Annotated in this window: 24 protein-coding genes and 2 pseudogenes; 12 read left to right on the forward strand and 14 right to left on the reverse strand. The window is 45.8% G+C overall.

Translation table 11 applies throughout. The annotated features are described in order from the left end of the window. Positions 1–89: 89 nt before the first annotated feature. From QUB61_RS31060 to QUB61_RS31080, 5 genes and pseudogenes are all read left to right on the forward strand, one after another. Positions 90–641 (forward strand): annotated as a pseudogene (locus QUB61_RS31060) (reverse transcriptase/maturase family protein); the annotation flags it as partial. Beyond that, a complete protein-coding gene (locus tag QUB61_RS31065) occupies positions 624–1,358 on the forward strand; it encodes a group II intron maturase-specific domain-containing protein (RefSeq protein ID WP_333136907.1) in 735 nt (244 codons plus the stop codon). The pseudogene QUB61_RS31060 and the gene QUB61_RS31065, both read left to right, overlap by 18 nt. Positions 1,359–1,488: 130 nt before the next feature. After that, a pseudogene (iscB, locus tag QUB61_RS31070) lies at positions 1,489–2,568 on the forward strand (RNA-guided endonuclease IscB); the annotation flags it as partial. A gap of 88 nt (positions 2,569–2,656) precedes the next feature. After that, positions 2,657–5,533: a zinc-dependent metalloprotease gene (locus QUB61_RS31075; RefSeq protein ID WP_333134126.1), complete on the forward strand. Its 2,877-nt coding sequence runs from the start codon at positions 2,657–2,659 to the stop codon at positions 5,531–5,533. A gap of 165 nt (positions 5,534–5,698) precedes the next feature. After that, positions 5,699–6,046 carry a XisI protein gene (locus tag QUB61_RS31080; RefSeq protein ID WP_333134124.1) on the forward strand — a complete coding sequence of 116 codons (348 nt, stop codon included), beginning with the start codon at positions 5,699–5,701 and terminating at the stop codon, positions 6,044–6,046. 63 nt (positions 6,047–6,109) lie between these two features. Here QUB61_RS31080 and QUB61_RS31085 read toward each other — a convergent pair whose 3' ends face one another. From QUB61_RS31085 to QUB61_RS31105, 5 genes are all read right to left on the reverse strand, one after another. Beyond that, positions 6,110–6,310, reverse strand: a complete 201-nt coding sequence (locus QUB61_RS31085) for a DUF2283 domain-containing protein (RefSeq protein ID WP_333134122.1) — start codon at positions 6,308–6,310, stop codon at positions 6,110–6,112. A 79-nt stretch (positions 6,311–6,389) separates the two neighbouring features. Further along, a complete protein-coding gene (locus QUB61_RS31090) occupies positions 6,390–6,614 on the reverse strand; it encodes a type II toxin-antitoxin system HicB family antitoxin (RefSeq protein WP_333134120.1) in 225 nt (74 codons plus the stop codon). Beyond that, a complete protein-coding gene (locus QUB61_RS31095) occupies positions 6,611–6,805 on the reverse strand; it encodes a type II toxin-antitoxin system HicA family toxin (protein ID WP_445243335.1) in 195 nt (64 codons plus the stop codon). Before QUB61_RS31095 ends, QUB61_RS31090 begins: the two co-directional genes overlap by 4 nt. A gap of 88 nt (positions 6,806–6,893) precedes the next feature. Beyond that, on the reverse strand, positions 6,894–7,052 hold the full coding sequence (locus tag QUB61_RS31100; RefSeq protein WP_333134118.1) for a hypothetical protein: 159 nt from the start codon (positions 7,050–7,052) through the stop codon (positions 6,894–6,896). Between the two features lie 113 nt (positions 7,053–7,165). Then, positions 7,166–7,495, reverse strand: a complete 330-nt coding sequence (locus tag QUB61_RS31105; protein ID WP_333073603.1) for a DUF433 domain-containing protein — start codon at positions 7,493–7,495, stop codon at positions 7,166–7,168. Between the two features lie 116 nt (positions 7,496–7,611). Between QUB61_RS31105 and QUB61_RS31110 the strand changes: the two genes are divergently transcribed. Next, positions 7,612–7,962, forward strand: coding sequence for a hypothetical protein (locus QUB61_RS31110; protein WP_333134115.1), 351 nt, complete (start codon positions 7,612–7,614; stop codon positions 7,960–7,962). 51 nt (positions 7,963–8,013) lie between these two features. Here QUB61_RS31110 and QUB61_RS31115 read toward each other — a convergent pair whose 3' ends face one another. Then, entirely contained in the window at positions 8,014–8,256 is a 243-nt protein-coding gene (locus QUB61_RS31115; protein ID WP_333134113.1) for a hypothetical protein, read from the reverse strand. Positions 8,257–8,642: 386 nt separating this feature from the next. Between QUB61_RS31115 and QUB61_RS31120 the strand changes: the two genes are divergently transcribed. Continuing rightward, positions 8,643–10,052, forward strand: a complete 1,410-nt coding sequence (locus tag QUB61_RS31120) for an amidohydrolase family protein (RefSeq protein WP_333134111.1) — start codon at positions 8,643–8,645, stop codon at positions 10,050–10,052. A gap of 137 nt (positions 10,053–10,189) precedes the next feature. Here QUB61_RS31120 and QUB61_RS31125 read toward each other — a convergent pair whose 3' ends face one another. Together QUB61_RS31125 and QUB61_RS31130 are read right to left on the reverse strand one after the other, a co-directional pair. After that, a complete protein-coding gene (locus QUB61_RS31125) occupies positions 10,190–10,402 on the reverse strand; it encodes a hypothetical protein (RefSeq protein ID WP_333134109.1) in 213 nt (70 codons plus the stop codon). Next, the gene (locus QUB61_RS31130; protein ID WP_333134107.1) at positions 10,399–10,635 is read right to left on the reverse strand and encodes a DUF433 domain-containing protein; all 237 of its coding nucleotides are present in this window, start codon (positions 10,633–10,635) and stop codon (positions 10,399–10,401) included. The genes QUB61_RS31125 and QUB61_RS31130 overlap by 4 nt, the downstream gene beginning before the upstream one ends. A 126-nt stretch (positions 10,636–10,761) precedes the next feature. Between QUB61_RS31130 and QUB61_RS31135 the strand changes: the two genes are divergently transcribed. Both QUB61_RS31135 and QUB61_RS31140 read left to right on the forward strand, forming a co-directional pair. Then, on the forward strand, positions 10,762–11,064 hold the full coding sequence (locus QUB61_RS31135; RefSeq protein ID WP_333134106.1) for a DUF433 domain-containing protein: 303 nt from the start codon (positions 10,762–10,764) through the stop codon (positions 11,062–11,064). Further along, a complete protein-coding gene (locus QUB61_RS31140; RefSeq protein ID WP_333134104.1) occupies positions 11,061–11,429 on the forward strand; it encodes a DUF5615 family PIN-like protein in 369 nt (122 codons plus the stop codon). Before QUB61_RS31135 ends, QUB61_RS31140 begins: the two co-directional genes overlap by 4 nt. 48 nt (positions 11,430–11,477) lie before the next feature. On the opposite strand, the gene QUB61_RS31145 is transcribed toward QUB61_RS31140, so the two are convergent. From QUB61_RS31145 to QUB61_RS31155, 3 genes are all read right to left on the reverse strand, one after another. Then, positions 11,478–12,455, reverse strand: coding sequence for a heme o synthase (locus QUB61_RS31145; protein WP_333134102.1), 978 nt, complete (start codon positions 12,453–12,455; stop codon positions 11,478–11,480). A 304-nt stretch (positions 12,456–12,759) separates the two neighbouring features. Further along, positions 12,760–13,674, reverse strand: a complete 915-nt coding sequence (locus tag QUB61_RS31150) for a heme A synthase (RefSeq protein ID WP_333134100.1) — start codon at positions 13,672–13,674, stop codon at positions 12,760–12,762. 374 nt (positions 13,675–14,048) lie between these two features. Beyond that, on the reverse strand, positions 14,049–14,357 hold the full coding sequence (locus QUB61_RS31155; RefSeq protein WP_333134098.1) for a hypothetical protein: 309 nt from the start codon (positions 14,355–14,357) through the stop codon (positions 14,049–14,051). Between the two features lie 146 nt (positions 14,358–14,503). On the opposite strand from QUB61_RS31155, the gene QUB61_RS31160 reads away from it, so the two are divergent. Further along, positions 14,504–14,692 (forward strand): hypothetical protein, encoded by a 189-nt coding sequence (locus QUB61_RS31160; RefSeq protein WP_333134096.1) that lies wholly within the window; start codon positions 14,504–14,506, stop codon positions 14,690–14,692. A 29-nt stretch (positions 14,693–14,721) separates the two neighbouring features. Beyond that, positions 14,722–14,904 carry a hypothetical protein gene (locus QUB61_RS31165; protein ID WP_333134093.1) on the forward strand — a complete coding sequence of 61 codons (183 nt, stop codon included), beginning with the start codon at positions 14,722–14,724 and terminating at the stop codon, positions 14,902–14,904. Positions 14,905–14,946: 42 nt separating this feature from the next. Here the strand turns inward: QUB61_RS31165 and QUB61_RS31170 are convergent, their stop codons facing one another. Beyond that, positions 14,947–15,108, reverse strand: a complete 162-nt coding sequence (locus QUB61_RS31170; RefSeq protein WP_333134091.1) for a hypothetical protein — start codon at positions 15,106–15,108, stop codon at positions 14,947–14,949. A gap of 442 nt (positions 15,109–15,550) precedes the next feature. Here QUB61_RS31170 and QUB61_RS31175 point away from each other — a divergent pair, with 442 nt between their 5' ends. Beyond that, entirely contained in the window at positions 15,551–16,984 is a 1,434-nt protein-coding gene (locus QUB61_RS31175) for an ABC transporter substrate-binding protein (RefSeq protein WP_333134089.1), read from the forward strand. Positions 16,985–17,492: 508 nt separating this feature from the next. Here QUB61_RS31175 and QUB61_RS31180 read toward each other — a convergent pair. Continuing rightward, complete coding sequence (locus QUB61_RS31180; protein ID WP_333134087.1) at positions 17,493–19,262, reverse strand: GAF domain-containing SpoIIE family protein phosphatase; 1,770 nt, start codon at positions 19,260–19,262, stop codon at positions 17,493–17,495. Positions 19,263–19,454: 192 nt separating this feature from the next. Beyond that, entirely contained in the window at positions 19,455–20,498 is a 1,044-nt protein-coding gene (locus QUB61_RS31185) for a hypothetical protein (protein ID WP_333134085.1), read from the reverse strand. Positions 20,499–20,515: the final 17 nt, after the last annotated feature.

Raw genomic sequence — 20,515 nt, forward strand, 5'->3', positions numbered from 1 at the left:
AGGAGCCGTGTAAGGGGAAACTCTTACGCACGGTTTTGGAGCCGAGCCGGGGAGGCGACTCTCCGGCTTAGGTTAACCGACCGGGACGTTCATGTCATGATGCTATTGAGGCAATATTCAAAGCAATTAACCAGAAATCCAAATATGTTCTGGACGCCGATATTGCTAAATGCTTCGACAGAATCAACCACAAGGCACTGCTCAATAAACTGAATACATTCCCCACCATGAGACGACTAATAAAGTCTTGGTTAAAAGCGGGAGTGGTGGACTGGAGCGCCTATGCCAACAGGCAAAAAAACTCCAGTTCGACATCAGAGGGTACGCCGCAAGGTGGAGTTATATCTCCCTTGTTGGCAAACATCGCCCTCCACGGTCTGGAGAACCGACTGAAGCAATTTGCGGGGACTCTACCGGGAAGGAATGGTTTTGGCAAACGCGACTTAATGAAGCAATTGTCAGTCATTAGATACGCTGATGATTTTGTCATCCTTCACCCGGATAAAACCGTTGTTCAAAGATGTCAGCAGATAACAGCAGAATGGTTAAAAGACATGGGTTTGGAGCTTAAACCTGAAAAGACCAGACTCTCTCATACGCTGAACACAACCGAAGAAGGTAATGTGGGGTTCAATTTCCTGGGCTTCACCATTAGGCAGCATCAAGTAGGAAAGTATGCGTCCAAACAAGGGTTTAAGACCATCATCACCCCATCCAGGGAAGCGGTAAAGTCGCACCTCAAAAAAGTAGGCTCCATCATTCAACAGCATAAAACAGCACCAAAGCAGGCGCTAATAGCAAGACTCAACCCAGTTATTAGGGGATGGAGCAACTACCAAAGAGGACAATGCAGCAAAAAAACGTTTCAATACTGCGACTACATCACTTACCAGCAACTCAGAGGATGGGCAGTTAGCCGTCATTCAGGTAAACAGAGAGGAACTAGAGTTAGAAAAGAATGGAAGCACATCGGGACTAGTAACTGGGTGTTTTCCACCAACGACAAAAAGTTCTCTTTGATTAATCACGCAGACACGCAGGTTGTCCGCCATACAAAAGTAGAAGGCGTTAAGAGTCCTTACGACGGAGACTGGGTATATTGGAGCGCACGAAAGGGAGAATTCCCCGGAATCAAAAAACATGTAGCACAACTCATCAAAGAACAAAACGGGAAATGCTATCACTGCGGACATTACTTTAGCTCTAATAGCCTCGCAGAAATACATCATAAGGATGAAAATCACTCAAACAACAAGCGAGGTAATCTAGCTTTGGTACATGGACACTGCCACGACACAATCCACGCCAAACGGGAACTAAGCGCTATAGAGGATTGGATTGATGACCATCCCTTCTAGCCCCCTAACCCTAACAAAGGGAATTGAGGTACACCTGACAAGTGCCAAATCTTTGAGGAGCCGTGTGAGGCGAAAGTCTCAAGCACGGTTTTGTAGGAGAGTTCGGGGAGGCGACTTCTCGTTCGACTCCAGCGGGTTTGCTCTACTTCTGAATTCCAATCTGATCTGGGTAGCCGAACTAACCCATCGCTCTCAAGCAATTAAGGCATCGCTAGAGTCGCGTCGTTCTCTACGGCGCAACCGCAGAAGTCGGCATACAAGGTATCGCCAAGCGAGATTTTTGAACCGGACTAGATCCAAAGGCTGGTTAGCTCCCAGCCTCCAACACCGAGTAGAGACGACTTTAACTTGGGTCAACAAGTTATCAAAGCTTGCACCAGTTAAGACAATCTTTCAGGAATTGGTTAGGTTTGATTTACAAAAAATGGAAAACCCGGAGATTTCAGGGATTGAGTATCAACAAGGGGAGCTGCAAGGCTACGAAGTCCGCGAGTATCTTCTTGCAAAATGGGATAGGCGGTGCGCTTACTGTGGCGCGGAAAATGTACCGCTACAAGTTGAGCACATTCATCCTAGAGCGTCGGGTGGAACCAATAGAATATCTAATCTGTGCTTAGCTTGCGAATCTTGCAACACAAAAAAAGGGACTAAAGACATCAAGATATTCTTGGCGAAAAAAACCGATATTTTGAAAAAAATCGTGGCACAAGCTAAGCGTCCGTTGAAGGATGCCACTGCTGTTAACTCGACTCGATGGGCTTTGTTTAATCGCTTAAAAGAGACAGGTAAAGAGATTATTACGGGTTCTGGCGGGTTGACCAAATTCAACCGCCTACGGCTGGAATTACCAAAAACCCACTTCTTTGATGCTGCTTGCGTAGGTAATACACCTGAGATTTCTGTGTCAGCAAATCAGCCTTTAAATATCAAAGCAACGGGGCATGGTTCAAGACAGATATGTCGCACCGATAAGTTTGGATTTCCTTCTAGGTACGTTCCTAAATTTAAGTTTGTCAAGGGTTTCCAGACAGGCGATATGGTAAAAGCCGTTGTTACTTCGGGCAAAAAGATTGGTACTTATACGGGCAGAGTGGCTGTCCGCTCATCTGGTCGTTTTAATGTGTCAGCAGCCCAGGGCTTAATTCAAGGAATCAGTCACAAATATTGTTTTTCTATTCATCAAAAGGATGGGTACAATTATGGATTTTAAGACTGTTGACGAGATACTTTAGTATCCCGTGTCCCTTTTCCTCCCAGGGCTAAGGCCACGCTCGTTTCCAAGCTACCGCGAGGTTTTTATGAAAAGATTGATATTTCCTGAAACAAGTAAAAATACACAGAAAAAAAGTGCCAGAAAAAATCTGCCTTTGATATTTTTTATATTATCTTTAGCATTTTTCTGTTTCAGTCTGTATAAAGGTTTCTTTTTACCTTTAGCTTTATCATCTGGGCCGCCCACCAACGAACAAAGTAGCGAACAGCAAACTCTGGCCCCCTTTGAACAAGTTGTCCAAGACGCACAAAAGTTAGAGGGATTATTTACCCTTTACCGCAATCAAGCAACTAATAAAGTTTATCTGGAAATTACACCGCAACAACTAGACAAAAAGTTCCTGTGTTTCGTGACATTGGCTTCGGGTTTGGGGGAAGTGGGGATTTTGAGCGGATTGCCGATCGGCGATTTCTTGTTTCAACTGCGCCGCACCCAAAATAACGTGCAGTTTGTGATACCAAATATCAATTTTCGCACCAGTCCGGGCGACCCGCAAGCTGGTTCGGTGGAAAGGGCATTTAGCGAGTCGATTCTCTATTCTTTGCCGCTCAAAAGCATTCATCCGCAAAGACAAACTCTGCTGATCGATTTAGGCGATTTGCTGATGAGCGAAAAGCGCGATTTACCAGGGGTAAAGGCGATTTTGCCGATGATTTTGGGCGCTTCTTACTCGATCGATGAAGACAAGTCTTATTTTAAAGATGTTAAAGCGTTTCCGCTAAATGTGGAAATTGCTTCTATTTACGGTTTTTCTAGCGATGATGACAGTGCGGTTAACTATTTACCTTCGATTCCTGACAGTCGGGCTTTTAACCTCCGCATTCACTACAGTTTCTCGGAAGTGCCGCTAAATAACGGCTACCGCCCCAGACTTGCGGACGAGCGAGTGGGCTATTTTCTTACAGCATATAAGGACTTTTCTGACAAGAGCAGCCGGGAGCCTTTTGTGCGCTATATCAATCGCTGGCATTTGCAAAAGCAAATCCCGACGGCGCCGATGTCGCCTCCGGTGCAGCCGATCGTCTTTTGGATTGAAAATAATGTGCCTGTGGAATACCGAAACGCAATTCGCGAGGGCGTTTTGGAGTGGAACAAAGCTTTTGAAAAGGCAGGTTTTACCGAGGCCATTCAGGTCAAACAAATGCCGGACAATGCTAAATGGGACCCGGCTGACGTTCGCTACAATACTATTCGCTGGTCGAGTTCTTTTGAGCCTGAGTTTGCCGGCATCGGGCCGTCTCGCACTAACCCGCTGACGGGGGAAATTTTGGATGCTGACATTCTTTTGGATGCTAATATTGTCCGGAAAATCAAACAGGGCTATCGGTCTTTGGTGGAACAAAATCGCTCGGTATCTAAGAGCTTTCAAGGGGGAAACGGTTCTAATACTAATCCCTGTCAGTTCGGGATGTATTCTCGCTATTTGAATGTGCTAGAAAATGGGGATTTAGGAAAAAGCAGCGGGGAAAATGCTCGAGGTGGAATTGCTGATGATTTGCCGACTTTGGTAGAAAGATACCAAGAGCAAAAGCGAGATCCTTTATCGCGGTTGATGTCGAGTTCGGATATGTGTTTTGGGTTGGAATCGAGCCGACAGTTTGCGATCGGGGCAATGTCGATGGATCTGTTGGAAAATGCAGCGCCTAGCAGTGGGGCGATTGACAATTATGTTAATGAATATATCCGATTTTTGACTGCCCACGAAGTCGGCCATACTCTCGGTTTGAGGCACAATTTTCACGGTAGTACGATGCTGCAACCGGAGGATTTGAACAATACTCAGGTAACTCGCACGCAAGGTATGATTGCGTCGGTGATGGATTATGTGCCGATTAATTTGGCACCTCCGGGAACTGTGCAGGGCGACTATTATCCAAGGATTGTAGGGCCTTATGACGATTGGGCGATCGAGTACGGTTACAAGGTGATTGGCGGCGTAAACCCGAACAGCGACTTACCAGCGCTGCAACAAATTGCCAGCCGCGCGGCCCAAGCGCAATTAGCTTACGCGCCGGATGAGGATTCTGTTGATATTCTCGATCCCGCTGCGAATACCTTCGACCTCAGCGCTAATATGCTGAGGTATTCGCAATGGCAATTGGATAATGCTAGGGCGATGTGGAAGCGTTTGGAAAAGCGAATTCCGGTTGGGGAAGAGGGTTATAACGAACTGCGGGTGATGTTTGATTCGGTGTTCGGGTATTATGTTCAGCAGGTGATGAATGCTACTTTGTACGTCGGGGGACAGTCGTTTAATCGGATTCGCCCTGGAGATACTAATGCGAAGTTGCCGTTTGTGCCGATCGAACTTTCTCAGCAGCGAGAAGCTTTAGCAACATTAGAGAAGTACGTTTTTGCCCCGGATGCGTTTAGTTTTGCGCCGGAATTGCTCAACAAATTGGCGCCTTCGCGCTGGGAACACTGGGGAAGTCCGGCTTTGGTGTTTCCTCTAGATTACCCGATCGGCGATCGAATTACTTTTTTGCAGCGGTTTGTGTTGCGGGTTTTGCTATCTCCGACGCGCTTGGCGAGGCTGCGGGATGCGGAGTTAAAATCGGCGCCGGAAACTGCTTTGAGGTTGCCGGAAGTGTTGGATACTGTGCAAAAGGATATCTGGCAAGAGGTTTTGCAGCCGACAAATAAAAAGATGGGGATTTCGACTTTTCGGCGTTCTTTGCAGCGGGAACATTTGGCGATTTTGATCGGAATGGTGCTGCGAAAAAGTAATGTTCCTGAGGATGCGCGGAGTTTGGCTTGGTACGAGTTGCGGCAGTTGCGGGAGGGTTTGAGCAAGAGTATTCGGAATTTGGATCGGAAGGCTGATGCTTATACGCGGGCTCATTTGGAGGAAACGCGCGATCGAATTTCTAAGGTTTTGAATTCGCAAATTCAGTCGAATTAATTTGGGGGTTTAGAAACCGGGTTTTTGAGGAAGATATTTCGTTGCCGCCCGCAGATTTGGTCAAAAACCCGGTTTCTTAGAATCTCAGTCAACTTAAAATAATTAAGTAAAGAAACCAGGTTTTCGCCTGATAGTTTTTGACCCAAACACGGAGGAGATTATCCAATGGCAACCGCAAATCAACCCGTAGACGAATGGCGTGAGACGTTGGAGAAAATTCTCCAATACTATGCGGATCTTCCTTATACTTATGGGGATGTGATTACCTATGTGGTGGTCAGCCGCGATCGCAACCATTTTATGCTGATACATGAAGGTTGGGAAAATCATCTGCGAGTTCATGGTTATGTGGTTCATGCCGAAATCCGCAATGACAAAATCTGGATTCATTATGATGGCATTGAAGACGGCATCACTGATGAACTCGTCGCCTCTGGCGTACCCAAAGACCACATTGTTCTTGCTTTCCATCCACCGGAAGTCCGACAGCATACTGGATATGCGATCGCATAGCTTCTTCGGAAACAATAACTTTTGAACCGCATACTGCCACGCCACCTCGATCGAGCGCACCAACTACGTTGCGATCGTTAGCATGAGCTCTTGAGGATTAAACAGTTGACGTTTAGAGGCATTGAGAAATTCGATTCTAATCGGTTCGTTAGTTTCGTCATAACTGACCATCGCACCTGCCGGTTCAGAAATAGCATTGGCTGGAAACGCATCGCGGAAGATAAAAATCAGAATGTCTGCTTCTGCATCGTATTTAACATTCATCAGTATTCTCCTGCCAATATCGCTTGACTTGATTTGTCCAGTACAGAGTTAAAATTCAGATCTTTCTGGTTAGAGACGCTTATACCTGTTGTAGAGATTGACCAAATAATTGTGGCTTTGGCAAGGTTTTACCCTGATCTAGCGTCGATTCAGTTAGAAGTTCCAAAACCTCGCGGGCATTGTGTAATGCCTCTTCGTAAGTATCGCCGTGGGTATGGCAATAGTCTCCCCATTCGGGAAAGCTAACGACATAGCACCGATCCTCATCTGACCATTGAATAATAATGGTGTAATGACTGTTCATCTGTCTTCCTCCTCAATTTGGGCCAGTTGCTTGAGAGCGTTGTCAACATCTTTTTCCTGGTAGGGCTTGGCATCACCGCTGTCTTTTCCTGAGAGGGTCAGCTTTCCTGACAGCAGAGGATGTGACCATTTGGTGTGGCTACCTTTAGCAGCCTCACAAGCAAATCCTGCTTTCAATAATAGGCTTTTCAAATCCCTGATTTTTCTGGGCATCCCCTACTTACCACTCCCCTCTGTTTCCATTTTGCATTGTTCATTTTCAATTTTTAATTGTAATGCCTCACACTCTGTGGCTAACGGAATGCCCAAGTCCGTCGCCAGCGCTAACGCCTGCTGTCGGCTTATCTGCTTGTAGGATGATAAAAGTTTCACCCGCTTCTACTCGGCGCAGATACTTTGAAGGATGGCGCTGAATTTCGTCTAATGTCACATTCAACATAAAAATGGCTTAGTCGATAAAGATAGGAGGGCGATCGCTCTCAGGATAACTTAAAAATATCTGATGCAAAGCGTGTTTAGAATTCCCTGGCGAATCAGCTTGGTAGCGAATATTCACGATCGCACCTGCTGTCTTGCTGCCTTAGCTGCCATCAGCTTGTTGTACAAAGCTGGATCGCTGGTTTGTAGAGGTTGAGGCATGGCATCAAATGCGGCTTCTTCGGCGGCTAGGTAAGCGTCGATTTCAGCGCGGTTGCCTAGATAAAAGGCGATCGCGCCATAAACCTGTTCCAGTGTCAGTAGTGGGAAAGACTGAACAATAGTTTCGGGCGATAATCCTTGTTGGAAAGCATAGGCGATCGAGTCAAGAGAAATCCGAGTTCCTTCAACCCAATAGGCATCATTCCGATACTCTATATAAGTTTTAACTGCTACAACTGGCATACATTTTTTTGATTCTAACTACTTGTTATCATAGACGGAAGAACCCGCAGGCAGCCGAGGGTTTGCATGAGCTCCGTCAGAGGTTGGTTGCGGAAGGTTGCGAGTTGAATTAAGGCTTGAATGCGGGCAACATTGAGTTGTTCAAGGCGATCGCTCATTTGGATCAGTTGCTTGTGTTCTTCGGGAGTCAGGGTTTCGGCATGACGCTTGGCGATGAGGGCATGGTATTCTTCCCAGGTTTGTGCACTAAAGCCGATGTTAATTTGTTGCAGCAAGTCGGCTTCAGTAGGTTGGGTGGTTGGAAGTCTAGGCTGGAGGCGTTCTTGCAGGGCGTTGAGGATGTAGCGATCGGGTTCAACGCCCTGTCGAGATGCTTCAGTGCGGATCTGGTGTTCGAGTTCGGGAGAGAGGTTGAGGGTGATGGTGGTCCTGGTTATCTTGGCAGCAAAATCTATTCATCATTTTAGCGATCGGGCTTTCACCTTATCTGGAACTTCATCGCCTGGGACTTCTCGATTTTACTGCCGGCGTCCTGGTTTGCAATCTACGAAACCTAATGCTTCTGTGTCGAGAAAATTGGCGATCGAAATGGCGATCGTCGCTGCGATCGGATATTCAATTTCCGCAGCACGCGCAATTAGAGCCGCTTTAATTCGTTCTGGCAAACGTCCCAAAATAACTTCGGCATCAGCAGGAGAAAGTTGTTCTTGAAGTTTAGCTTGCATGGCATTCACCTTTGGGTTGGAATTTGATAAATACATTCAAGCCACTACCGAACTCAGATTTAGCGGTCTAACGGCTAAAGTGAGCGGCAGCAAGCATCATCCAAACGAAGCGCAAAGCTTTTATCATGTCCGCTCCACTGCGTTGTTATGCCGCCGTAATTGCCTTGACTAATAAGAGAGGTGATTAATTAAGCAAATAGTTAAAACAATAGTCCGGACTATTTTTAGATCCTAGTCTGAAACCATTGATTTTCCGTTAGGAACTAGATTGCGCAATCGCCCTGAAACCCTTATTTTACGGTTGGCAATCACACACTGTCCGAAGTATTGTTAAAATGTTGATTGAGTCATCACTCTCAAACCATAGTCTTGCTCACTTCCTCGAGAAGGTTGTGCTACGAATTATTAGGAAGCGATCGCAGATGAAAGAACAAGGCAGATTAAACAGACGCAGTTTTTTAGCTGGAGTAGCAGTTTTAGGAACAGTTAGCTTAACCCAGACTTGGACATCCCCAGTCATGGCGGCACAATCGGCAGTGAGATTGCCTGATCGCAAAGAGATAATCATCCGAAATGCTTACATCATGACAATGGACTCAGCACTTGGAGATCTGACCGGGGATATCCATTTGCGGAATGGTGAAATCGTTGCGATCGGAACTCAGTTAGATGCTCCAACAGCCGAAACGATTGATGGACAAAATATGATCGTCTTGCCAGGTCTTATTGATACACACTGGCATCTGTGGACTGCCTTGCTGCGAAGTATGTCCGGTGATACCAGAGAACAGGGGTATTTTTCCATGACCGAGCGTTTGGGCAAGCGATACACACCAGAAGATATGTATCGCGCAGCGCAATTGGCAACGGCTGAGGCACTCTATTCAGGAATCACAACGATACACGACTTTAACCACAACGCCCGCACGATTGATTACGCTAGGGCATCCGTCCGCGCCATCGCCAATGCAGGTATTCGTGCTCGTTTTTCTTACGGGTACTACAAAGATCAAGCGTCAGAAGAAGCCACTGACTTTGACAGCATCATGAGGCTGCATCGTGAGATGAAAAATTCCCAGTATGGTTTGATATCTTTAGGATTTGCGCCGCGAGAGGTTTCTGCCTACAAAAACTATCACCGGGATTGGGAGATAGCCCGAAAAATAGGGCTTCCAATTACGGTTCATGCAAGTTCCTCGCTGGATGAAGCTGGAGAGATCGATCGACTCTACAAAGACGGCTTACTTGAAAAAGATGTACTCATTGTCCATGCGACTGCGGCAACGCTAATTGAAATGCGGCACTTAGCAGAAAGTAGCGCAGCTGTTAGCCTGACCCCTTTCACAGAAATGCGAACTGGTTTTGGCTTTTCTCCGATTCAAGAACTGCTTTCAGCCGGTGTGTTAATCAGCCTTGGAGTCGATACAACAGCCTTGTCAGGAAATGCAGATATGTTTGCAATCATGAAAGCAATTCTAAATGTTGGTAACGCTCAAGCCAAGAGTGAGTTTGCTTTCTCTCCACGACGAATCTTAGAATTTGCAACTATTAACGGAGCGCAAGCGTTGGGAATCGATCATCAAGTTGGCTCTCTTAAACCTGGTAAGCGTGCCGATCTGATTATGGTATCTACCGAGAACCTGAATTTAGGAGTATTTACAGATCCAGCACATTTATTAGTTGAAGCTGCTCAACCCTCAAATGTTGATACCGCGATCGTAGATGGAAGGATTCTAAAGCGAAACGGTCAACTTTTGGCAATGAATGCGAAGGAAATTATTCGAGAAGCAAAAGATTCGTTAAGGTCTGTCAACTTTTTCTTAAGAACTTAACCTTGTCATTTAACAAATAAACTTCAAACTACTGCCTCAACCCAGAACTTAGGCGGCATAACGATTTAGTTCAACCGCGCGCTCGCCTCTCAACGAAGCTAACAATCTTAAATTCGCGTCAGTTGCAACGACTAGATTTATCGAAGCACCCCATACAAGAAACCTTGAGCTTTTGCAGATTGTTTACCGTGCTGCCGATAAATCTTATAATTGTATCGCAGTTGCGCTACAATACCCAATATAATAGAAAAATACCGCCGATCGCTCGATCGCTGATGTATTTCACCAAAAGTATCAGTAATCCACACAGCAATGGCTGGTGATAGATGAGCATTCAACCAAATTGTCATGCGGCTAAAACGGGATGGTCGAGTTTGCGGACTGCATACAGAAGCGCAGCTTTGATATCTTCAACTTCCAAGTCTGGCAATTCTTCGAGAATTTGCTCAAAACTCAAACCAGCAGCTAGCAACTCTAGGATATCGATGACTCGAATCCGCATTCCCCGGATGCAGGGACGACCGCCACATTGTCTTGGGTTCACTGTGATTCTCTCAAACAGATCAGCAACAGATGCTGGCATGGGTTAAAATTGTTTAAAATCTTTGTCTCTAGCTTACTTCATTTATCGCCCCACACTCACACCGCGATATAATTCTGCGATCGCTATGCTGTAATAGAGATCAGTCCATTCCAACTTCCATAGTTTATGAACGCAGCAGTATCTATTGACATTGGTACGCTCATTACACGCACTCCCGGACTGCATGGCGGATGTCCCCACATCCTCGGTAAAGGCGTTACCGTTCGCCGCATCGTAACCTGGTACAAGCGAGGATTGAATGCTGAAGAGATTTGCGATCGCATCGGACATCTCACCCTCGCCGAAGTCTACGCTGCATTAACTTACTATCATGCCAACACCGCAGAAATTGAAACTGATTTGATTAATCAAGCAGCAGAAGCCAAGCGTCTTGAAGCTTTGCACAGCAACTTTGGTAAAGAAGCATGAGTGAGATTAGGCTTTACCTAGATGAAGACTCCCAGGATCAGTCCCTACTACGGGCATTACGGGCACGTCAAGTCGATGTAACCACCGTCAACGAAACTCAAACAGAAGGATTAATCGACGAAGAACAACTTCGGCTAGCTGCCAGTCAAAACAGAGTTTTGTACAGTCACAATATTGGAGATTTCTGTCAGTTACATACTGAGTTCCTTGGCAGAGAGGAATCTCATGCTGGCATTGCGCTGATCTCACAAGACTATTCCGTGGGCGAGCAAGTTAGAGTCATTATGGAACTAACTGGTAATAAGACTGCAGAGGAAATGGTGAACCAGTTAGAGTTTTTGGGTAAATACTTGAAAAATAGCTAAATACCGAGAGCCCCGACTTCTTCAAGAAGCCGGGGCTCTAAAAGCAGACTACATCACAACTGCACTAATCAAAGTTTGCACATTTTGTACAACAGCAGTAGTCAAATTATGAGTCACAGGCAAACTGTCAACCACTATTCCGGCGCACAATAGCATCAGGTACAGAATAGAGTATTTGAAGAGCGATCGCGCAACAATCTTATCCTCAGGAGTCTGCAACAGCAACCAAGCTTTTTGGGCAAAAATAGCACCCAGGAAAATAGCTGTTCCCGCATACACCGCGCCCGCTAAATGCAGGGGATAAACTAGCAGCAAAGTTGCAGGAATCATCAATAGCGTGTAAATCCAAATTTGGCGGGCTGTCGCTTCGTCGCCCTCAATTACAGGTAACATCGGGACGCCTACTTCCTTGTATTCATCGCGAATCATCATTGCTAATGCCCAAAAATGCGGCGGTGTCCACAGGAATATAATCCCAAACAGCAGCCACGCACCCCAACTCAAATCTCCCGTAACCGCAGCCCACCCAACTAGCGGGGGAATCGCCCCTGCTGCACCGCCGATGACGATGTTTTGCACGCTGTGACGCTTCAGCCAGTGGGTGTAAATTAGGACATAGAAAACGATGCCTGACATTGCTAGCAATGCGGCTAATAAGTTGGCAACAACTGTCAGCAATGTAAAGGATATTGTAGCTAGGGCGATCGCAAATATCAAAGCATCCCGCTTCTTGACACGCCCCGAAGGAATCGGCCGCCACCGGGTGCGCTCCATAATATAATCGATGTCACTGTCGTAGACACAATTAATCGTATTCGCCGACGCCGAAGCTAAAGCACCTCCAGTAATAGTTGATACCAGCAATAGCGGGTCTACTTCTCCTTTTGCCGCCATCCACATTCCTGCTGAGGTAGTGATTAGCAGCAGTAAAATAATTCTAGGTTTTGTTAGTTGATAGTAACTTTTCACGACTTGCGAAAAGTTTTCGTGGAGGCGAGGGCTATTGTTTCTAAGAACTTCTTGCATCGGTTATGAGTTGTTAGTTGTTAGTTGTCAGTTAGTTGTCATTGGTTCGTAGGGGCGGGTTTTACGAGAGATATCTGCCGTAACTAAAAGGATTAATAAACCCGCCCCCACCGACGAGTGATAAATCAGCCCTCTCTTACTCAAGGAATAGATAAATCTGCGTTTTATATCCTGTCCGGTTGATTCGTGCTTGTATGGGCGGGGCGGGTTTATGAAACTGTTGGCTTTTATCGAGAATAATGGTGAACCCGCCCCTACAAGACATTGGACTATAATAACGATGCTACCGGAAATGATATTACTCTCAAGCTGATAAAACTCGATCGCGCCAAGCTAAAACACTAAAAGCTATCAGGGTTCCCAGCAAAGCAGCACCGACTGCTTGGTGGGCGACAGTCAGCGGTTCTACCTGAAGGTGCAGCCGGAAAGTTGCTAATCCCAGAACTAATTGAGCAATGAGGCAAACACTAGCCCAGTTAGCCAGTTTTCGCAAATTGGGACTCAGTGCAGGCTGCCGCCAAGCCATGACTGCTACGGCTAAAGTCGCTGCTGTAGCTGGTACGATACCCGCGATGTGGCTGTTCATTACCGAGCACAATTCTGAGGAGTCCAAACATTGGTGCAGTGCCCATCTCGAGCCTACTAATGCTCCTAGCAAACTTTGCAGGTAAACTAACAATACTGCGATCGAACTTACCCAAGCCAATTTGCCGACATTTCCTGTAGCTTCGTAGGGAGTCAGCATGAAACCGATGACTAGCAGGGCACCAAAAAACAGTAAAGCTGTTCCCAAGTGAGCGGTAACGATGTCAAATCTGAGCAGTTGTGTTACTGTCAAGCCGCCCAATACACCTTGAAAAACGATTAAAAATACTGCCCCAGCGATCGCCCAAGGCAGCCATTTTGGCAGGCGGCTGCGGTAAAACAAAGATAGTCCTAAAAGTGCGATCGCGCTCAAGCCAATTGCCGCAGCGTCTAACCGGTGAAACCACTCCAGAAATACCTGCAAATTCATTTGCGCCGCGGGTATTAATTGACCGTAGCACAGCGGCCAGTCGGGGCAAGCGAGCCCCGCATTCATCACCCGCGTGGCGCTGCCTACAGCCATTAACAGCCAGGTTGCGATCGCAATTTTCCACACTAGGCCGCGGATAATATCTTGTGGCTGCCACTGCACTCCTGCTGCTGCGTTTGGCTGATTTAAAACTGAGTTTGCCATGAAATTTACCTTAGCCTTTGTTATCGATCGAACTTAATTAAATATTGAGGTTTTGCTTGGGCTGAGCTTAGCCGAGCTTAACACTCTTTTCCTCTGACAAACCGTCATTTTTACTACCTTAGCGACACTTTTATGCAATTAGTTTGTCTTGAGAAAATTTTCAACTTTCTTCTTTATATTACAAAACATTTCCTTTATTTTGTCAAACTTAAAAAAACTTTAATCTTTCCCCGCCCCTGGATAATTCAGAACTCCCCCACTGTCTAGATTTGGCGGAATAATAAAGATATGATTAAGAAAAAGAATTTAATAAATAATTGTGATACTAGCAGAGCTAAAGTGTTTATAAACAACTAAACAGTATAAAAAAACCTCTAAAATATCATTCGCAACAAACTATATTTAGCTGATTGTTCTACCCTAGTAGGAAGTATGACGGCAAATAAAACCGCAGTCAACAAGTTAAGCAAGCTATAAGCCAGCGACTCTTTAGTCGAGGCTTCGTAGCCCCGAGCAAGCAGTTTAAGGAGGGAAAAAGAAACAGGAAAAATACCGGGTTCGCTGTTGGCCATAGTTGGCGGCATAGCGATCGCAGCAATCAGCTTGTAGTAAGCTGTCGCGCATTTAAATTGTATATTCAGGGCGGGCGGGACACCCCACAAGACTTTGATTTTTTTTGACATACAATTTAAATGCCGCAACAGCTTACGGGCAAAACAACCACCTGATCCCAGATTAAGCCTCAGAACAAGCACCGATGGTAGACGATTTTTTAACGTGACGGACGATCGTGCTCGCCACAGCCCTATTTATCCTGGTTTAGGGCGCGATGTTTATTTTGCGCTCAAATTTCCCTACCGCCCCGGAGACCAAACCGACAGCGTACCCATCAGCGACAACTAGGGCTGAGAAATCTTTTCGACCAATCCCCGCGATTCTCGTCATCGGCGTCAGCATCTACAGCGTCGAAGTTTTTAGAGAAATGGGAGGTTTCGATCCGGGTACGGGTGACGGCTGACATTCACAACTGACTACGCAGGTCACAAAATGCCGCAAGGCAGCCCGATAGCAGCCGGACCGATTGCAAACTCAGGAGACGCGGTGCCAGAAACAGCACAACTCACACCACAAATGGCTCCCACCCCCAGCAGCGCCAAAAACCGCCAAGCAGGCAAACCCTCAGAGACGGCACAATCCGCAGGCATCACAGTCAACGTCACTGGCATCTAATATCATATTCGGTCGATTACCATGATTCCTGTAGGGGCGGGTTCACCAGCAATAGTCGCCAAAAACCGACAATCTCAAAAACCCGCCCCGACTATGTATGATGCGCGATCGATCGGACATGATATAAGCTGCTACGCAGCTAGATTGTATAATATTAAGTTGAAACACTCGCCGCCCGATCGAACCTGCGGTGATGCTTGACACTTCATCGAAATCCGCTACCGAAATAGTCTTACGTTTTCGACTTGTCTATAAGCGAGTCGTGGCAGTTCCCTATCCCGACGGGAGCGGCATTCTAACACAAAGCCCTCTTAAAAGGGCGGGGTTTTCAACCCAATTTTTTGATAAAATAAATTACCAATCGCTAAAATATAGCGGTTCGATCGCGTGGTGAGATATGCCCTATGCCCTATGCCCTATGCCCTATGCCCTATGCCAGATAGTACCTCATGTTACTGAGAAAGGTTATATATGTATATCCCAGCCAAAAATCATCTATCTTCAGTAGAACAATTAGAATAATGGTTACATAAATTATTAAATGAAGGACAACTTGTTATTAAATCCGCTACATTCCATACATTGCTCGTTGCCGAACTTCCTTCCTTCTTGGAATCTAAAACCTAAAATCTAAAATTCTGCCGCCATGTCCCAAAAAAACGAAACCGCTGTTCTGGTATTATCGCTCCTAATTACGATCGGGCTAGCCGGTGCAGGTATTTGGTGGCTGACAAGCCGAGGCAGCATCAATCTCGGAAGTTCATCACCCCAAAATCAGACATTTTCCAAGTCTCCGACGGGAAATTCCCCGCAGTCAGAGCAGGCAATTGGGCAGCGTCTGAGTGCCGGACAAAAACTGTTAATTCCAGAGCAAGCAACAACAACCAAACAAGCAGCAGTACAGGCGATCGCCTCTGGCAACTATAACGCAGCTATTTCCGACTTACAAGCTTCGCTGAACACCAACCGCAACGATCCAGAAGCACTAATTTACCTCAACAACGCCCGCATCGGCGAGCGAAAATCCTACACAATTGCCGCCGCGGTTCCCATTGGCAGCGATATCAATGCTGCTCTAGAAATTATGCGGGGCGTAGCTCAAGCTCAAAATGAAATCAACCAAAGCGGCGGCATTAGCGGTACTCCATTAAAAGTGGTAATTGCTAACGATGACAACAACCCAGAAATTGCCGCACAAATTGCCAGTGCTTTAGCAAATAACTCGGAAATTTTAGGAGTAATCGGGCATTTTGGTTCAGATACAACGCTAGCAGCCAGCAAGATTTACCAGGAGAAACAATTAGTAGCAATTTCTCCCACAAGTACGTCGGTGCAGCTTTCAGGAGTTGGCAGCAATATATTTAGGACAGTGCCGAGCGATCGGTTTGCGGCTAATGCTATTTCCCGCTATATGCTGGGAAAATTGCAAAAGCAAAAAGCTGCTGTATTTTTCAATTCTGCCAGCAGTTACAGCAAATCTTTAAAAGATGAATTCACTACCGCTCTTTACGGAGATGGAGGACAAATAGTAGGCGAATTTGACTTTGCTAATGGCAATTTTAATGCTGCCGAGAGCGTTAAAAGTGCGATCGCCCAAGGAGCAGAAGTGATTATGTTAGCATCCAATTCAGCCACGATCGACCAAGCTTTGCAAGTAGTGCAAGTAAACGCCAAACGGCTGCCATTACTAGCAGGAGACGGTGCTTATACTGCTAAAACACTGCAAATCGGTGGCGCAGGAGCAACAGATATGGTGCTAGCTGTTCCTTGGCACATTCTCGCAGATCCGCAGTCAAACTTTCCCCAAACATCCAAACAACTTTGGAAAGGTGAAGTAAGTTGGCGCACAGCTTTAGCCTACGACGCAGCCCTGGCCTTAATTGCCGGTTTAGGGCGCAATCCGACTCGTACAGGCATTCAACAAGCTTTATCGGCGTCAGATTTTTCGGCAAAAGGAGCATCCGGCCCGATTCGGTTTTTACCTTCGGGCGATCGCAATCGAGCAGTTCAATTAGTAACTGTTCAACCCGGAAATCGCACCAGTTACGGTTACGATTTTGTGCCGATATCCGGTTTGTAAACTATTTGCGATCGCGAAATATAGGTGATAATATTCAGTAATAAGTTCTATAGCTTATCAAGCAGAAATGCTTACAAGATGAGTAGTTATATCAAATCCGCTTGCATCGGAATTCATATTACGCACAATCAGGACACGGCAGTGCCGTTTCCCTACAATTAATCGGGTGAGAATTACATCTCTCATTAAGTGTTCTTGATTATTTAGCCGTAGGGACACCGCGAGTGGCTTTCGTCGTGTCAACTTAACGTTAAACAGGTAGTCCGACAGTCCTTAGCGGGAATGAATTCCCTGCCTCAAAGCTAAAGTCCTTTTGCATAGGGCCCAGAAGAAAAATTTTTAAACTCATTAGTCCTCCTAGCGAGGACTTTAGCTATTAGAAAGAGGTTTTAACCCCGCTAAGGACTGCCGGGTAGGCGGGAGGACTGATAAACTAAAAGCTTAAGTTGACACGACGAAAGGCAGTGGCGTGTCCTCGGTATCATTCCTCAACTAAATTCTCCCCTACTTACTTCTGTTTGATTACTACCAAAGTAATGTCATCAAATACTTTTTGCTCCCCGATGTATCGCCGCACGTCGTCAATAACAGCTTGCTTGATTTCGGCTGCTGACTGTTCCCTGTTAAGGGCAACAACTTCAATCACTGGCTCGATACCGTATTGATCTTTATTCATATTAAAAGCTTCCGTAATTCCATCGGTGTAGAGTACGACAATATCCCCCGAATTTAACTGTATTTCAGTAGTAGCAATGAAATCGGAAATATCTTCTTCTAAGGCGATCGGGAAGCCTAAGTCCATCGTATCAATGTGTTCTACTTCGCCGCTGGAACGCACGACAATCACCTCTTCGTGCTGTCCGCTCAAAAGCAGGGTGTTGTCCCGATATTCCAGCAAAGAAAGGCTCATATTTTTACCGGAATTCATGCGATCTACGTTGTCAAAAAGCGTTTGGTTGACTGTCTGCAATAATTTAACTGGGTCGGTTTCATTGTGGGTAAACAAAGTGCGAATTGCTGTTTGCGCCATAATCATTAATACGCCGCTTTCTAAACCGTGTCCTGTCACGTCGCCGATGCCAATTGTGGCTTTACCGTCGTGATTTAGTACGTCGTAGTAGTCGCCGCCAACTTCATCAGCCGGTTCCATGAATGCAGCAATTTCTAGCCCTTCAATTGACTCTAATTCCTGCTGTTGAGGCAAAATCATTTGTTGCAGGCGGCGGGTTACGTCTAGTTCGGCACTCATGCGAAGGTTTTCTACTTTTAGCCGTTCGTTCAAACCCAATATTTCTGCATTAGCTCGGGCTAATTGTGCAGTGCGATCTTCTACTTTTTGCTCTAAAGTTTGGTTGTAATCTTCTAATTTTTCGTATAGATTTGCATTTTCAATAGAGATAGCGGCTTGAACGGCAATGATTTTTAAAGTTTCCACTCTTTCCGAGGTAAAAGCGCCGATCGCCAAATTATTTTCTAAGTAGAGAATTCCCCCTAGTTTGCCTTGATTGAGTAGGGGAGTGCAGAGAATAGATTTGGGCCCAGTAGCGGTAATGTAAGAATCGTGAGTAAATTGTCCTTCATTGGTGGCGTTATTTAATACTACATTTTCGTGGCTGCGAGCGACGTAGTTAACTATGGCGGTTGACAGCAGGGGAATTCCAGTTGCAGGATCTACAGAATCTACGGGAATGGATTGCATAATGGTAATGCGATCGCATTCTACTGCTGCTTCCGCTTCAATCGCCCAATTCCCGCCTTTATCCAGAATGAGAAAACCTTTTTGGGCGCCTGCGTTTTCAATCACAGTTTTCATCACCTGGTTTAACAATTGTTCGAGAACGATTTCACCGGAAATAGCTTGGGATGCTTTCATTACCGCGGCAAAATCTAATGTTTCGCCCGATCTTCCAGAGGTTGTGGTAATTGAATTTTTGGTATTTTGAGTTGAACCAAGCGACTGAAGGGCTAAAAACTGCGGGTATCGCGCTTCCAAATCTTTTACCTTAGCCACAGCCCCCCAGCGCTGATAAGCATAGTGGGCATCTTGCAAGTAGTGACGAGCAGCATGATTTTGGTTTCTGGCGAGATAGAATCTTCCTGCTAGTTCGTAAGCGAGGGCTTCTTCGTTGAGATATTCGTTTTCCTGGGCTAGGGTGATGGCTTTGTCGTAATATTCTCTGGCATCTTTATCGTTGCCTAATACGCGATCGCGTTCCGCTTCGACTAGATAGAATTTGTGAAGGTAATTCATGGGAGCGTGCTTCGCCCATGTTTCCATTTTTTCTTGATTGGCAGTGACTTTTTCAAGAATGCGATTTTGTTCCGTCTCTGAGGCATTAAGAAAAATTGCTAGCAGAGCTAGTGAATCATAAAAATAGGCTGGGGGAGCAAAGCAAGTTGTTGACGCATTAACTATATATTCTTCTAACTGAACTGCATTTTCAACGGCTTGCTCAAACTCATAGAAGTGCTAACACAGGGTAAGTTTGTTAGTATACAAGTGAAGCATTGCGGTTCTATCTGTGACCTTAAGATGAAGCGGCACCATTTTCCTCTCATCGTATACTTCACCACTTAAACAAGACGGTTCTTCAGACCGCCCTATCAAGTTTAGGACTACCTGCCAAAATATTTGATGCCAATGAAGGAATGCTTCTTGCTTGAGTTGAGCAATAGCTTGATTGTAGGTTTCCTGTTCTCGTTCAAGTTCTACTAATTCCCTGCCACTCAAATATGACATCATGCAGTAACCCATTGCACCACCGGCAGCAAATTCAAAATCTCCGGTTTCCAGTCCACTTTGATAAGCTTCTAACTTGTATAGCAACACTTTCCTGAGATGCTCCTTCAAATGTTTTACGAAGTTACAGAAAACGTAGATTTTGGCTTTAAGTTTTTTGGCATTGAACCGTTCTAAAAGATGCAAAGCTAACTGACCTAGTTGATATGCGGTATCAATTTGTCCCCTGCCACAGATAATCAATCCATAGTTCGCATATGCAAAAGCTGACTCGGGCGCATTGCCTTGCGTAACCGAAAGATTGACTTGTTTGCACGCAATCAGCGGAATCAGTTCATTAACTGTTATGTAGGCAGGACTCCATACAATGGTCATAATCTGCATAGCAGCCAGTGCGATCGGATCGGTCATGGTTGGCAGGTCAATTAAGTCCGAGGGCGCTTTTCCTGTTAAAACTAACTGTGTCTCCTCCAGAGTAAGCATTATGTCCGCCAGACTTGGCTGTGCTGGAAAGACCACGCCTAACAAGTTCAGCACTCTGAGCGCAGTTTTGACAGCTTCCAAGTGTTTGTTCTCTGCCCAATATGCTTGGATGCAAACTTCGTAGACTTTCACTTTGTCTAGCAGCGTCTTGGCTTGTTTCAGGACTATCTCCGTTAAGCGTTCCATTTCCTCAAAATCGGTACTCAGGTAAGCTGCCTCTGCTGCTTCCACATATAGCGATCGCAAATCATTCATAAATCGATCGAGGGTTCGATCGAGCAGTAGTTTCATGAGAATGTTGGCTCAAA

This window comes from Microcoleus sp. C2D2, assembly GCF_036702495.1.
In the GTDB taxonomy this organism is placed as follows: Bacteria; Cyanobacteriota; Cyanobacteriia; order Cyanobacteriales; family Microcoleaceae; genus Microcoleus.

Excerpts from the sequence above, each read along its gene's own strand:
- QUB61_RS31100 (WP_333134118.1), bottom strand. The coding sequence starts at position 7,052 with ATGTTGAATGTGACATTAGACGAAATTCAGCGCCATCCTTCAAAGTAT.
- QUB61_RS31115 (WP_333134113.1), bottom strand. The coding sequence starts at position 8,256 with ATGTATTTATCAAATTCCAACCCAAAGGTGAATGCCATGCAAGCTAAA.
- QUB61_RS31085 (WP_333134122.1), bottom strand. The coding sequence starts at position 6,310 with ATGAATGTTAAATACGATGCAGAAGCAGACATTCTGATTTTTATCTTC.
- QUB61_RS31185 (WP_333134085.1), bottom strand. The coding sequence starts at position 20,498 with ATGAAACTACTGCTCGATCGAACCCTCGATCGATTTATGAATGATTTG.
- QUB61_RS31135 (WP_333134106.1), top strand. The coding sequence starts at position 10,762 with ATGAACGCAGCAGTATCTATTGACATTGGTACGCTCATTACACGCACT.
- QUB61_RS31145 (WP_333134102.1), bottom strand. The coding sequence starts at position 12,455 with ATGCAAGAAGTTCTTAGAAACAATAGCCCTCGCCTCCACGAAAACTTT.
- QUB61_RS31130 (WP_333134107.1), bottom strand. The coding sequence starts at position 10,635 with ATGCCAGCATCTGTTGCTGATCTGTTTGAGAGAATCACAGTGAACCCA.
- QUB61_RS31165 (WP_333134093.1), top strand. The coding sequence starts at position 14,722 with ATGCCGCAAGGCAGCCCGATAGCAGCCGGACCGATTGCAAACTCAGGA.
- QUB61_RS31150 (WP_333134100.1), bottom strand. The coding sequence starts at position 13,674 with ATGGCAAACTCAGTTTTAAATCAGCCAAACGCAGCAGCAGGAGTGCAG.
- QUB61_RS31160 (WP_333134096.1), top strand. The coding sequence starts at position 14,504 with ATGTTTATTTTGCGCTCAAATTTCCCTACCGCCCCGGAGACCAAACCG.
- QUB61_RS31175 (WP_333134089.1), top strand. The coding sequence starts at position 15,551 with ATGTCCCAAAAAAACGAAACCGCTGTTCTGGTATTATCGCTCCTAATT.
- QUB61_RS31105 (WP_333073603.1), bottom strand. The coding sequence starts at position 7,495 with ATGCCAGTTGTAGCAGTTAAAACTTATATAGAGTATCGGAATGATGCC.
- QUB61_RS31090 (WP_333134120.1), bottom strand. The coding sequence starts at position 6,614 with ATGAACAGTCATTACACCATTATTATTCAATGGTCAGATGAGGATCGG.
- QUB61_RS31120 (WP_333134111.1), top strand. The coding sequence starts at position 8,643 with ATGAAAGAACAAGGCAGATTAAACAGACGCAGTTTTTTAGCTGGAGTA.
- QUB61_RS31140 (WP_333134104.1), top strand. The coding sequence starts at position 11,061 with ATGAGTGAGATTAGGCTTTACCTAGATGAAGACTCCCAGGATCAGTCC.
- QUB61_RS31125 (WP_333134109.1), bottom strand. The coding sequence starts at position 10,402 with ATGACAATTTGGTTGAATGCTCATCTATCACCAGCCATTGCTGTGTGG.
- QUB61_RS31180 (WP_333134087.1), bottom strand. The coding sequence starts at position 19,262 with ATGGAAACATGGGCGAAGCACGCTCCCATGAATTACCTTCACAAATTC.
- QUB61_RS31155 (WP_333134098.1), bottom strand. The coding sequence starts at position 14,357 with ATGTCAAAAAAAATCAAAGTCTTGTGGGGTGTCCCGCCCGCCCTGAAT.
- QUB61_RS31075 (WP_333134126.1), top strand. The coding sequence starts at position 2,657 with ATGAAAAGATTGATATTTCCTGAAACAAGTAAAAATACACAGAAAAAA.
- QUB61_RS31080 (WP_333134124.1), top strand. The coding sequence starts at position 5,699 with ATGGCAACCGCAAATCAACCCGTAGACGAATGGCGTGAGACGTTGGAG.